The organism is Actinomyces sp. Z16, assembly GCF_003111765.1.
Lineage (GTDB): Bacteria > Actinomycetota > Actinomycetes > Actinomycetales > Actinomycetaceae > Actinomyces > Actinomyces glycerinitolerans.
This window is the reverse complement of record NZ_CP027862.1, coordinates 2822769-2835703: the sequence shown is the minus strand read 5'-3', so window position 1 is coordinate 2835703 and position 12935 is coordinate 2822769. Positions and strand designations below refer to the sequence as shown.

The 12935-nt window shown below is 65.3% G+C and carries 12 protein-coding genes; 5 read left to right on the top strand and 7 right to left on the bottom strand.

What is annotated here, in order from left to right; all coding sequences use genetic code 11:
- Nucleotides 1–3 precede the first annotated feature (3 nt).
- The 5 genes from C3B71_RS11870 (at nt 4) to C3B71_RS11850 (ending at nt 4945) form a co-directional block, all read left to right on the top strand.
- Entirely contained in the window at nt 4–912 is a 909-nt protein-coding gene (locus tag C3B71_RS11870) for a carbohydrate ABC transporter permease (RefSeq protein ID WP_073328464.1), read from the top strand.
- A 16-nt stretch (nt 913–928) separates the two neighbouring features.
- The gene (locus tag C3B71_RS11865) at nt 929–1870 is read left to right on the top strand and encodes a carbohydrate ABC transporter permease (RefSeq protein WP_108968292.1); all 942 of its coding nucleotides are present in this window, start codon (nt 929–931) and stop codon (nt 1868–1870) included.
- A gap of 10 nt (nt 1871–1880) precedes the next feature.
- Nucleotides 1881–3257 carry an ABC transporter substrate-binding protein gene (locus C3B71_RS11860; protein WP_108968290.1) on the top strand — a complete coding sequence of 459 codons (1377 nt, stop codon included), beginning with the start codon at nt 1881–1883 and terminating at the stop codon, nt 3255–3257.
- Nucleotides 3258–3413: 156 nt separating this feature from the next.
- A complete protein-coding gene (locus C3B71_RS11855; RefSeq protein WP_073328472.1) occupies nt 3414–3680 on the top strand; it encodes an HPr family phosphocarrier protein in 267 nt (88 codons plus the stop codon).
- 665 nt (nt 3681–4345) lie between these two features.
- Entirely contained in the window at nt 4346–4945 is a 600-nt protein-coding gene (locus C3B71_RS11850; RefSeq protein WP_108968288.1) for a ribonuclease H family protein, read from the top strand.
- Between the two features lie 558 nt (nt 4946–5503).
- Here C3B71_RS11850 and C3B71_RS15965 read toward each other — a convergent pair.
- From C3B71_RS15965 to C3B71_RS11820, 7 genes are all read right to left on the bottom strand, one after another.
- A complete protein-coding gene (locus C3B71_RS15965; protein ID WP_159097687.1) occupies nt 5504–5656 on the bottom strand; it encodes a hypothetical protein in 153 nt (50 codons plus the stop codon).
- A gap of 727 nt (nt 5657–6383) precedes the next feature.
- Entirely contained in the window at nt 6384–7652 is a 1269-nt protein-coding gene (locus C3B71_RS11845; RefSeq protein WP_108968285.1) for a C2 family cysteine protease, read from the bottom strand.
- The gene (locus C3B71_RS11840) at nt 7649–7897 is read right to left on the bottom strand and encodes a hypothetical protein (protein ID WP_108968283.1); all 249 of its coding nucleotides are present in this window, start codon (nt 7895–7897) and stop codon (nt 7649–7651) included. Before C3B71_RS11840 ends, C3B71_RS11845 begins: the two co-directional genes overlap by 4 nt.
- 68 nt (nt 7898–7965) lie before the next feature.
- Complete coding sequence (locus C3B71_RS11835; RefSeq protein WP_108968281.1) at nt 7966–8340, bottom strand: hypothetical protein; 375 nt, start codon at nt 8338–8340, stop codon at nt 7966–7968.
- 246 nt (nt 8341–8586) lie between these two features.
- A complete protein-coding gene (locus C3B71_RS11830) occupies nt 8587–9771 on the bottom strand; it encodes an acetate/propionate family kinase (protein WP_108968279.1) in 1185 nt (394 codons plus the stop codon).
- Between the two features lie 98 nt (nt 9772–9869).
- Nucleotides 9870–11924: a phosphate acetyltransferase gene (pta, locus tag C3B71_RS11825; protein WP_108968277.1), complete on the bottom strand. Its 2055-nt coding sequence runs from the start codon at nt 11922–11924 to the stop codon at nt 9870–9872.
- Between the two features lie 218 nt (nt 11925–12142).
- Nucleotides 12143–12889, bottom strand: coding sequence for a GntR family transcriptional regulator (locus C3B71_RS11820; RefSeq protein ID WP_108968275.1), 747 nt, complete (start codon nt 12887–12889; stop codon nt 12143–12145).
- Nucleotides 12890–12935 lie beyond the last annotated feature (46 nt).

Below are 12935 nucleotides of genomic sequence, written 5' to 3'. Positions count from 1 at the left end.
CCCATGTCCACAGCGACCGCCGCCGCAGGACCGGCGCTGCGCAGGAAACCGAAGGATGACCGCCTACTCGGCATCGCCTTCATCATTCCCGCCGGCATCGGCCTGGTCGCCTTCTACATCTGGCCCCTGATCCGGGGCATCTGGCTGTCCTTCACCGAGTACAACCTGCTGACCCCGGAGCAGTTCATTGGCCTGAGCAACTACCAGCGCATGATCGGCGACTCCATCTTCTGGAACGCCGTCAAGGTGACGCTGGAGTACGTGCTGATCAACATCGGCCTCCAGACCATCCTCGCGCTGGTGATCGCCGTGCTCATGCAGCGGCTGACCCAGTCGACGCTGGTGCGCTCGATCGTGCTGACCCCCTACCTGGTGTCCAACGTCGTCGTCGCCATGCTCTGGCTGTGGATCCTGGACAACACGCTGGGCATCTCCAACGAGATCATCTCCGCCATCACCGGGGAGAGCGTCAACTTCTTCTCCTCCGCCCTGGCCATCCCCACCATCGCCCTGATCAACGTGTGGCGCCACGTGGGCTATACCGCCCTGCTGATCTTCGCGGGGCTCCAGTCCATTCCGGAGACGGTCTACGAGGCCGGCAAGATGGATGGCGCCAGCGAGTGGACCATGTTCTGGAAGATCACGGTGCCGCTGCTGCGCCCCATCCTGGCGCTGGTGCTGATCATGACGATGATCGGCTCCTTCCAGGTCTTCGACACCGTCTCGGTGACCACCCAGGGCGGCCCGGTCAACGCCAGCCGCGTGCTGCAGTACTACATCTACGACATGGCCTTCAGCCGCTTCCAGTTCGGCTACGCCTCCGCCATGGCGGTGGGGCTGCTCATCGTGTTGGCGGCCATCACCATTCTCCAGTACCGCATGACCCGTGCGGGCGAGACGGACCTGGACTGAGAGGAGACGAGCAAGCATGAGCGCTTTGACCACCACCGCCCCCGATGCGAGCCCCGCAGCCGAGAGCCGCCGCACCCGCAAGAACGGCATCTCCGTGGGGCGGGTGATCGCCTGGATCTTCATGGCCCTGATCATCGTCATTACGATCCTGCCCTTCTATTGGGTGCTGCGCACCGCCCTGTCCTCCAACGCCGGGATCACCTCCGACCCCACCTCGATCCTGCCGGTTGACTTCAACCTGCGCGGCTTCGCCCGCGTGTTCGGCATGCAGTCCACCGAGGAGGCCCTGGCCGACGGCGGCTCCGGCGCCTCCATGAACTTCTGGATCTACCTGCGCAACTCGGTGATCGTGGCAACGCTGGTCACCGCCGGCCAGGTGTTCTTCTCCGCCATGGCCGCATACTCCTTCGCCCGCCTGCGCTGGCGCGGCCGGGACGCGGTGTTCACCCTGTTCCTGGCAGCCCTGATGGTGCCCTCGATCTTCACGCTGTTGCCCAACTTCGTGCTGGTCAAGCAGATCGGACTCATCGACAACCTGCTGGGCGTGGCGTTGCCGACCATGTTCATGACGCCGTTCGCGGTGTTCTTCCTGCGCCAGTTCTTCATGAACATCCCCCGAGAACTGGAGGAGGCCGCCCTGCTCGACGGCGCCTCCAAGATCCGGGTGTTCTTCCAGCTGATCCTGCCGATGGCCAGCGCACCGATCTCCACCCTGGCGATCATCACCTACATCACCGCCTGGAACGACTACTTCTGGCCCCTGCTGGTGTCCTACACGGACTCCTCCCGCGTGCTGACGGTGGCCGTGGCTGTCTTCCGGTCCCAGGCGCCCACCTCCGGCACCGACTGGTCCGGACTCATGGCCGCCACGCTCGTGGCGGCCCTCCCGATGCTGCTGCTGTTCATGGTGGCGGCCAAGCGCATCGTCAACTCCATCGGCTTCACCGGAATCAAGTGAGGAACGCGAGATGAACAACAAGCTCATGCTCACTCGCCGGAGCCTGCTGACCGGCGCGCTCGCCGGCGCCACGGCGCTGACGCTCGCGGCCTGCTCTCACGGCGACGACGACTCTGCGTCCCAGACAATCGACTACTGGCTGTGGGACGCCAGCCAGGAGCCCGCGTATCAGGCTTGCGCGGAGCGCTTTAAGGAGAAGACGGGTATCACCGTCAACATCACCCAGATCGGCTGGAACGATTATTGGACCAAGCTGACGGCCGGATTCATCGCAGGCACTGGCCCGGACGTATTCGTCGACCACATCGCCAGATTCGCCCAGTTCGTCGACCTGGACGTGCTCGTACCGCTTGATGAGCAGCCGGCCTGGTCCGGGGTTGACGAGTCCGCCTTCCAGGAGGGACTGCTGGACCTGTGGAAGGGCGACGACGGCCACCAGTACGGCTGCCCCAAGGACTGGGACACCGTGGCGCTGTTCTACAACAAGGACATGCTCGCCGACGCCGGTATCTCCGAGGAGGAGATCCAGAACTGCGACTGGAACCTCGAGGACGGCGGTAGCTTCGAGCGGATCCTGGCCCGCCTGACCATCGACCAAAACAATGTGCGCGGTGATGAGGAGGGCTTCGACCCTAAGCACGTGAAGGTGTATGGCCTCGGCATTCAGAACTCCGGGTCCAACGACGGTCAGACCCAGTGGAGCCCCTTCACCGCCACGGTGGGGAACTGGCACTACGCGGACAAGGAGACCTGGGGCACCCATTACCGCTATGATGAGGAAGAGTTCCAGCGCACGCTGGACTGGTACTTCGGACTGGTGGACAAGGGCTACCTGAACCCCAACGGGGCCTTCTCCGACGCCACCAGCACCGACATTCAGCTCGGCTCGGGGTCCATCGCCATGGCGATTCATGGGGCCTGGATGTTCAACACCTTTGCGGGCCTGGATGTCAACGTGGGCATCGCGCCCACCCCGATCGGTCCCAATGGCAACCGCGCCTCCCTGTTCAACGGCCTGGGCGACTCGATTGTCAAGGACTCCGACAAGATCGACTTGGCTGCGCAGTGGGTCGCGTTCCTGGGCACGGCCGAGGCGCAGGACATTGTCGCCTCCTATGGGATTGTGTTCCCGGCGATCTCCTCCTCCACGGAGAAGGCCATCGAGGTGTTCGAGGAGACCGGACTGTCAACTGACCCGTTCACTGTGCACCTGGAGGAGGGTGGGCAGACCTTCTTCTTCCCGCTGACCTACTTTGGGGCCGACGTCAACGCGATCATCACGCCCGCGGTCGACGCGGTCTGGGTGGATCGGGTGTCGGCGTCGACACTGACCGGGTACAACGATCAGGTCAATCTGTTGTTCGAGACCTCGGCCCACGGCAACTGAGCGTCCCGCGCTCGTATTCGTGGCGATATTCGCTGCCGTAGGCAGGCGAAGTCGGGTAGTGTGAACCCGACACCAGCCATCGCGCTGGCTCGCATCGGCGTACAGGTGCAGTCCCGCACCGCGGACGCCGAACCCGGTTTTCTCAAAGGAGTACACATGGCCCAGGTCACCGCCACTATCGCCTCCAAGGTCGGCCTCCACGCCCGCCCCGCCGCGACCTTCGTCAAGGCAGTCGCCGAGAAGGGTGTTCCCGTCACCATCGCCAAGGAGGGCGGCGCTCCCGTTGACGCCTCCTCCATCCTGGGCGTCATGACGCTCGGTGCCGGCTTCGGCGACGTCGTCACCCTCGCCTCCGACGCCGACGGTGCCGACGGTGCTCTGGAGGAGCTCAAGGCCCTGCTCGAGACCGACCTCGACGCCTGACGCACTAACCGCACAAGACGCGCCACCTGCGCCCGCCTCCCTGAGACGGGTTCGCAGGTGGCGCGTCCTTTGCAGCGGGACGGCGCCGGTAAGAGCCACGGCGATGGCCCTCGGGACCCACAAGGTCCCGGGGGCTTCGCTCATTTCGCCGGTCCCGTACCGCCGGCAGGGGATTGTCGGTGTGAGTGTGGGTTATCGGCGCGAATGCGGTGCTGTAGGCCGGCGTGTCGTGGGGAGGCCGGGTTATCGGCGCGGATGTGTGTGGTTGGGGCGTGTTGTGGTCTGCCGACTGGTTCGTTCGGCCGGGGTTTTGTGTGGGTGGTGGTGTTCGGCGTCGGGGGCCGGGGTGGCTTTGCACGACCCTGGGCGACACTGCACGACCCTGGTGCGCTTTCCACGACCCCGGGGTGGTCGTGCAACAGGCACCAAGGTCGTGGAACGCGGCCCGAGGTCGTGCAAAACGCGGCCTGTGTTAGTGCGAGGCGTGCTGAATCATGCCCCACTGTTAATTGGCTCCGACTTTCCCCGCCAAGTCAACGAAGAACCTTGATCCTGCACACATGTTTGCGCCGATAACTCGCCATATCGATGTACCTCGGCATTCGGCCGGCCTGCCGCAGTGAGGTGAGAGAGAGGAAGGTGGACCGAGCCGGTAGGGTGCGCCCATGACGATCATTGCTGCGGCGGACGGCTCCGCCCTGGGAAATCCCGGCCCGGCCGGCTGGGCCTGGTATGTGGATGAGGACTGCTGGGCCGCGGGCGGCTGGGAGAACTCCACCAACAATCGCGGCGAGCTGACCGCCGTGCTGGAGCTGCTGCATGCGACGGCGCAGGCAGGCCTGGCAGGCGAGGAACTGCTCATCCAGGCCGACTCCCAGTACGTCATCAACTCCCTGACCAAGTGGATTCATGGCTGGAAGAAACGTGGCTGGCGCAAGGGCGACGGTAAGCCGGTCCTCAACGACGACCTCATGAAGCAGTTGGACGCGGCCATGCGCGGACGCAAGGTGCGCTTCGAGTGGGTACGCGGGCATGTCGGCCACCCCCTGAACGAGGCCGCCGACCAGCGCGCCCGCGCCGCCGCCACCGCCTATCAGCGGGGCGCCAGTGTGCCGACAGGCCCCGGCTGGACCCGTCCCGGCGGGAATGCGCCCGTTCCTGGTGCGGGAGAAAGCGCTGAATCGGCACAGCCCGTGTCCAAGACTGGCGGCCAGGAGGCCGAGCGTGAGCGGCGGAATCCCGCGGGCAACGCACTGCTCTTCTGAGCAGAGGACAGCACAGAAGGGCATTCGTTTCGAATGTGATGGGGGCGAGAGGTGTCTAAAAGCCTATCCTGACAGGTGCCGTAGCGGTGCTGATCGCAGCGGCGCTGCTGATCAGCGGTGGATCTGGTGGACCAGACCCGCACTGCGATCGGTTCCCTGGCCCGAAGGGACAATACATGGTGGTTGGCCCGTCATTGCCAAGCTTGCACACTAACGCCGGTACGGTCAGGTCGGCTGGGATACGTTCCGAGTATCACGAGTGGGTTGCGAGTTTGAGGTGGACGGATTTGGAGCGCGTTGAGCATGTATACGAGCTGCGACTCGGGGAGTCGGTTGACGTGGAGGGCTTGGGGCGCATGACGCTAGTGCGGGTTGATCCTGCTCCGCTTATTGATCCGAACAAGTTTTCTTGGCTGCCTGGCGTAGAACAGAATATCGGCGGCGGGAGCAGGATACACTTCGTACTTGAACTTGAAGACAGCGTTAGAGAATGCAGCCCCGGGAAGAAATAGATTGCGGTCACTACTAAGCTGTTGGCATCGATTATCTGCACGGCATCTAGTCTTCCTCGTCCTTCTCTATAGTCGTGGTGTCGAAGTACTTCTCGTAGTCCTCTCTGGATATCCGCATGTAGCCGTCTCCGAGGTCTTCGGGCGGTGTGGAGTAGTCGCCGACGGTCTTATTGTGCGCCCACGGGTTATGTAGGGTCACGGTTTCGTCGTAGATGGCTACTACCGTTCATATGACTACTTGGCACGGCGAACATGATCGACCGGGCGCGGTCGGCGCACAACGGATATTATCGAGATGCCATTGCTAGACGGCGAGTGCGAGTAGCACAACAGGATGCGCTATTATGAGGACATCAGAACTGACTGGTAACAACCCGGAGGCACCCTCATGGCAAGAAGGCCCATGATGCCCAAGAAGCGCGTCCTGATGGCCGTGGTAGCACTGTTACTGGTAGCCGCCGCGCTGACGGGCGGGTGGATTTGGTGGACCAGACCCGCACTACGCTCCGTACCTTTACCAGATGGAACTGAGCCGGACCAGGTCATGGTACAAGGAGGCTCACTTGATGCGGTGTTCACGACCACAGGTTCAGTGAGGTCGGCCGGATTACGCTCGGAACGGCATGAGTGGGTTGCCCGTCTACGCTGGACTGATTTGGAACGCGTTGAGCATGTCTACGAGCTGCGGCTAGGGGAGTCGGTTGATGTGGAGGGCTTGGGGCGTATGACACTAGTGCGGGTTGATCCCGCTCCACTAATTGACACGAACAGACTGACTTGGGTACCTGGGATCGAGGGGAAACTCGGCGGCGGAAACAGGATTTACTTCGTGCTTGAATTTGAAGACGGCGTAAGAAACTGTCGCCCGCAAGAAGAAGCTGAATGCGCACGCTACTAGATTGTCAATAACGATAATTTGTATGACACTAGTTGCTCTCACCTTTCTCTATTGTCGTAGCATCGAAGTACTTCTCGTAGTCCTCTCTGGATATCCGCATGTAGCCGTCTCCGAGGTCTTCGGGTGGTGTGGAGTAGTCACTAGCGGCGTCGTTGCGGTCCCACGGGTTATATAGTGTTACAGTCTCGTCGTCGATAGCAACCACGGTGTACGCGTGAGCGGACCGCTTTCCTTCTCCCTCGTAGTCTCCGCCGACGACTCGGTATTGGCCTTCCTCATCCGGCTCTGCGCCCGGGGTGACGTCCGGTCGCCAACTTCTCTTCCCCTCGCCGACGGTGACGCCCTCGTCCTCGTCTTCCCTGAGGATCACGCCATCATCGTCCGTGTCCGCCCAGGCGTCAACCTGATCGCCGTCACTGAAGTCGCCGCCCGAAGTTCCTGCAACGACAGGTTTGCCAGCCTCAACGGCCTCTTCGATCGTTCTCCACTCGTCGCCTGTGTATTCATGTTGCTGTTGAGGGGCGATTCCCCATCTCCGACCAGCGGTTGTCACGGTTTCTGACTCATTTCCTGAAATGGCTCCGATTGCGTCTTCCGGGCGCCCACCAGACCTGATTGCCTCGTCCCCGAAGTGCTTGCCGTAGGCGCGCTCATACACGGCGATGAGGTCAGTCCTCCCATTCCCGTTGGTGTAAACATCGGTGACTTCCACCTCCACCTTCTCGCCGTCGTCGTAGAGCGTAACAATGAACGCCTGCCTGGCCTCATCCCATCTGACGTTCTCGCGCAGAACCTGCTTGCCCTCATCGGTCCATGAATAGGCCTGGAGCGTAGCCATGAGATAGCAGTCACTGAGCAACCCTTGGTCAACGTCGTTCCAGTCCTCGCTGCCGTCCAACTGCCGCTTAATCCGCTCAATATCGGTATCAGTCAGCTCGGTCTTGTCTTTCGTATAGTCGACATCGTCAGCTTTGTTCTTGCCGCCCTGGGACAGCAGCCCTGAACCTCGCGCGTCCACGCCCGCACTCGAGGCCGTGTTCAGGGATGCTGCGGTGTGGGTGGCGGCGAGGTTGACTTCGGCGAGGATGCCGGCCCAGGCCTGGGCGATGGCGGGTACGACCGCTGCGGCCACGATCCCGGCCGCCGGGGTCCCCAAGGCGGCCAGCACGGTCCGGCCAGCGAACTCCCGCAGTTGGTCGGCCGCGGCACTGGCACGGTCAAGGACGCGGGCGTAGGCTTCCAAATGAGCCACGCCGGCCTCAAGGTCCAGCGCGTCCCGCTCCAACGCACCGGTCAACTCCCGAGCACCACGCCTGAAGGCATCGGCCGTAACCCCTGGAATGACGGCGCGGCACCACGGGCGTAGTCCGACAGGTCCGCCGCCTCCCAGAACCTGTGGGCGGTCTGCTTCCAGTCGGTGGCAACGGCACGAACAACCGCCGGATCGCCCGGCACCTGCCCCACCAGGATGCCGCCGATTCCCATGGCGGCGGCGGTCGAGACCGGCCCGGTGGCCGGTGAGGACATGGACAAGGGACTCATGGGGCAAGGATCCTTCACGCTTGGCAGGGCGGGCGCGCACGGCCGCGCGCTGCAAGGGGGTTTAGGGCTCAGTGGGTCAGGCCGTGGTAGCTGACCACGCGCCCGGTGCCGCGATCGATCACGATGCCGTTGGAGCGAGCGTGACCGAACCGGTGCGAGGACTCGCCAAGGGCTCGCGCACCGTCGGCGGCCTCGTCATCGGTGTTCGTAAAGTTCCGTTGAGCCACCACCAACCCGTCGGCCAGCTCAACCGCGCGGGACGCGCCCTGGGTCGCCCGGTCCTCGAAATGGTAGGCGAACCGTGCCGCCGCACACACCAGCACCGGCACACCAAAAGCACCCTCACCACCGGTGTTCACGTAAACCCGCCCCAACGACGCCTCACACTTCTCCAGAAACCCCCGCACACGCCCCAGCTCCTCAGGAACAACCTGCAACACCATCAGGAACCTCCATCGCGTCGGAACAGGGGCACGGCCAGAAGGACGCACCGTCAAGCCGATTGGTCTCGATACGGTCGCAGTGTAGCGTCGAATTGTTGCCGACAGTGTTCTGTCATGACTCCGTCTGGGCCTTGCCGGGATCGCCCCAAGCTGGTCCGTGGGCGGACGGCAGTAAACGGCCCGTTCCCGGCCACTGGGCCGGGAACGGGCCGTCCTTGTCTCCAGCCGGATCGGCGAGGCATGCGTTCAGATGAGCGTCATGGCCTGGCGGGCGATGGCCAGCTCCTCGTTGGTGGGGTAGACGAGCACGGCGATGGCCGAGTCCGGGGTGGAGATGATACGTCCGTCGCCGGAGCGGACAGAGTTCTTGTCGGCGTCGATCCGCATCCCCATGAATCCCAGGCGCTCCACCAGCTCGGCGCGCAGCCGGTCGTCGTTCTCGCCGATGCCGGCGGTGAAGGTCAGCGCGTCCAGGCCGCCCATGACGGCGGTGTAAGCGCCCACGTACTTGACCAGACGATGCAGGTAGATGTCCATGGCGTCGCGGGCGTCCTGCTCGCCGGCGTCGATGCGCTTCCACACCTCGCGCATGTCGTTGTCCCCGGCCAGGCCCTTCATGCCGGACTCGCGGTTGAACAGGTAGTCGATCTCGTCCACGCTCATGCCGGCCACGCGGCCCAGGTGGAACACCGCCGCCGGGTCGATGTCACCGGTGCGCCCGCCCATGACCAGGCCCTCCAGGGGGGTCAGCCCCATGGAGGTGTCCACGGCGCGTCCGGCCACGACGGCGGAGGCGGAGGCGCCGTTGCCCAGGTGCAGCACGATCTGCTTGAGGTCGTCGCGCCCCAGCATGCGTGACACCTCACCGGAGACGAACTGGTGGCTGGTGCCGTGCGCGCCGTAGCGGCGGATCGAGTACTTGTCGGCGACCTCGCGCTTAAGGGCGTAGCGGGCGGCCTCCTCCGGCAGGTCCTGGAAGAAGGCGGTGTCGAATACGGCCACGTGCGGCACGTCGGACAGCAGCTCCAGGCCCACCTCGATGCCCTTGAGGTGGGCGGGGTTGTGCAGCGGGCCCAGCGGCACCAGTTCGCTGATCTTGGCGATCACGTCCTCGTCCACCAGGGCCGGGCCGGAGAAGTAGCGGCCGCCCTGGACCACGCGGTGGCCCACGGCCACGATGTTCGCCTCGGACAGGGTCGGGCCCTTCTCGTCGAACAGGCGCAGCACCTCGGACAGGCCGTAGCCGTGGTCGGGCACCGGCTCGTCCAACTGGGTCTTCTCCCCGGCGTGCCGGTGAATGATCGTGCCGGTCTCCTCACCGATGCGCTCCACCAGGCCCGAGGCCAGGGACTGGCCGGAGTCCGGGTCGACGAGCTGGTACTTGATGGAGGAGGAGCCGGAGTTGATGACGAGGACGGTCCGGGTGGTCACAATGAGCCTTTCATACGGTCGGGTTCTGACGGACGGGGAAACGGGATGGGATCCGGCCGAAGCCGGCAGTGCCCCGGCGGGGTCGCCGGGGCACTGGGTCAGGCCTGCGCCTGGACGGCGGTGATGGCCACGGTGTTGACGATGTCCTCCACCAGCGCGCCGCGGGACAGGTCATTGACCGGCTTGTTCAGGCCCTGCAGCACCGGGCCGATGGCGACGGCGCCGGAGGAGCGCTGCACGGCCTTGTAGCCGATGTTGCCGCTGGACAGGTCGGGGAAGATGAACACGTTGGCGCGGCCGGCCACCTCCGAACCGGGGGCCTTCTTGGCGGCCACGGTCGGGTCGATGGCGGCGTCGTACTGGATGGGGCCCTCCACGGCGAGCTCGGGGGCCTTCGCCCGCACGATCTCGGTGGCCTCGCGCACCTTGTCCACATCGGCGCCCTTGCCGGAGGTACCGGTGGAGAAGGACAGCATGGCCACCCGAGGCTCCACCCCGAACTGGCGGGCGGTCTCCGCGGAGGAGATGGCGATATCGGCCAGCTGCTCGGCGGTCGGGTCGGGGTTGACGGCGCAGTCGCCGTACACCAGCACCCGGTCCTCCAGCAGCATCAGGAACACCGAGGACACGATGGACGTGCCCGGCTTGGTCTTGATGATCTGGAAGGACGGCACGATCGTGTGGGCGGTGGTGTGGGCCGCCCCGGAGACCATGCCGTCGGCGTCGCCCATGTGCACCATCATGGTGCCGAAGTAGGACACGTCCTGCACCCGGTCGCGCGCCTGCTCCAGGGTGACGCCCTTCTTGGCGCGCAGGCGGGCGAACTCGACGGCGTACTTCTCCAGCAGCTCGGGGTCGGTGGTGGATACGACGCGGGCCGCGGAGATGTCCAGACCCAGTTCGGCGGCGCGTTCCCGCACCGTGGCCTCGTCACCCAGCAGGATCAGGTCGGCGATGCCGCGGCGGGCGATGACGTCGGCGGCACGCAGGATGCGGTCGTCGTCGGGCTCGGGCAGCACGATGGTCTTGCGGTCGCCGCGGGAGCGTTCGATCAGCTCCGCCTGGAACATGATGGGGGTGACCACCTCGCTGGGCTCCACCTCCAGGGCGGCCAGCAGGCCGTCGACGTCGGCCTCCTGCTCGAAGGTGGTCACGGCGACGTCGAGCTTGCGGGACGATGCCTGGCCCAGCCCGCCCTGCAGGGGGCCGGCAACGGAGGCGGCCGCGAAGGTGTCCAGCGGCGAGGTCATAACCGGCAGCGGCAGGCGCAGGCCCTTGATCAGGCGCAGCGCGTGCGGAGCCACCTTGAAGCCGCCGTTGAGGACCAGGCCGGAAAGGTTGGGGAAGCCGGCGGAGGCCTGCGCGGCCGCCAGCGAGATCAGGGCGGCGGAGCGGTCGGCGGGGACGATCACCACCTGCCCCTCATCCAGGCGCTCCAGCACGTGGGAGACATCCATGGCGGCGATCAGTACGCCCTCCGCCTCGCGGTCGAGCAGGGCCTCGTCACCACTGATGAGAGTGCCGTCGATTGCGTTCATCACCTCGCGTACGGAGGGGGCGCTCAGCAGAGGCACCTCGGGCAGGGTCGTGGTGGTCACGCCCTCCAGGTCGGCCAGGGCGGCGGCCACATCGGCGCGCGTGTCCGCCGGGCACTTGTTGGCCACGACGGCGACGGTGCGGGCGTGGTTGTCGGCGATCTCGGCCATGGAGACCTCCACGCTGCCGCGCACATCCTCGGGGTCGCCCTGCCCGGAGACCACCAGCAGCACGGGCACGCCGATGTTCGCGGCTACGCGGGCGTTGAGCTCCAGCTCGGGATTCCCGACGACGTCGGAGAAGTCCGAGCCGTCGATGATGATGACGTCGTGATCGCGCGCGACGGCCCGGTAGGCGTCCACGATGCGGGACAAGGACTCGTCGGGGTCGGCGTGGAACTCGTCCCAGGTGACGCCGATGCACTGCGCGGCCGGGGTGGTGGAGCCGCAGCGGCGCAGCAGCAGGTCGAGGAAGGGCTCGTTGTCACGGGAGGCGACGAAGGGGCGGAACACACCCACCTTCGCCACGACTTTCGTCAGGGAGGCGACCAGGCCCAGGGCCACGGTCGACTTGCCGGTACCGGCATTGGGGGAGGCGATGTAAATGCTGCGCGCCACGGTTCAGCTGTCCTTCTTGCGTCTCGACGTCGAGTGTGGGTGCGCCGCGGGCGGCCGTAGCGCATCGGACCTAAGTCTGCCCCAACCGACGCGGTCTTGGGGGCCGCAGAGACGGCCAGCGGGTGTTTATGTCCGACTTTTTGGTCACCTTGGGGGCTCGCGGCTGCCTGGAGTGACCCTCGTCGGCCGCCCCGATCCGGCTGGGGGTGGAGCAGGGTCTAGCCGGTGAAGAGGGAGGTTTCGAAGGAGTAGCGCGAAGCGCGATAGAGGTGGTCGCCGTACTCGATGACGCGCCCCGCGGCGTCGTAGGTGGTGCGTTGGGCCGTCAGTAGTGCGGCGCGGCGGCGCTCATGCAGGGTGTCCGCCTCCTTGGCGGTGGCATTGCGGGCGCCGATCACCTGCTTGGCGGTGGCGGGCATGACTCCGCGTGAACGCAGCAGGTCATATAGACCCTTCTGCTCCAGTTCCTGGTGGGAAGGGGCGATGGCGGCGGGGAGGAGGTTGTGCATGAGGGCGATCGGTTCGCCGTCGGCGCTGCGCAGACGGCGCAGTCGGGTTACTTGGGTGCCGGGGTCTACCTCCAGGTGCTCGGCCTCCTCCGCGTCGGCTGGGTGGGTGTCGTATTCCAGCAGCCTGGTGGAGACTTGGTAGCCGGCGGCGGTCAGGTCGGCCAACAGGCTGGATAGTTCCATGGGGCGGCGCACATGCGGGGAGGCGACCACCGTGCCGGCACCGCGGCGCCGGGAGACCAGGCCTCGATCCGCCAGGGACTGTAGTGCCTGGCGTGTGGTGGGGCGGGAGACTTGCAGGCGCCGCGCCATGGAGACCTCGTCCTCGATGCGGGTCCCGGGCGTAAGGGTGCCGTCCAGTATGAGCGCGCCGAGTGTCTCCGCTATCTGTGTGTACAGCGGGAGGTCACTGGTGCGGTCAATGACAATCTCTGGCTGGTAGGGGGTGTCCGGCATGCAGGCTCTCTGGGCGGGTGATCATTGAACACATAGCGTGTCAATG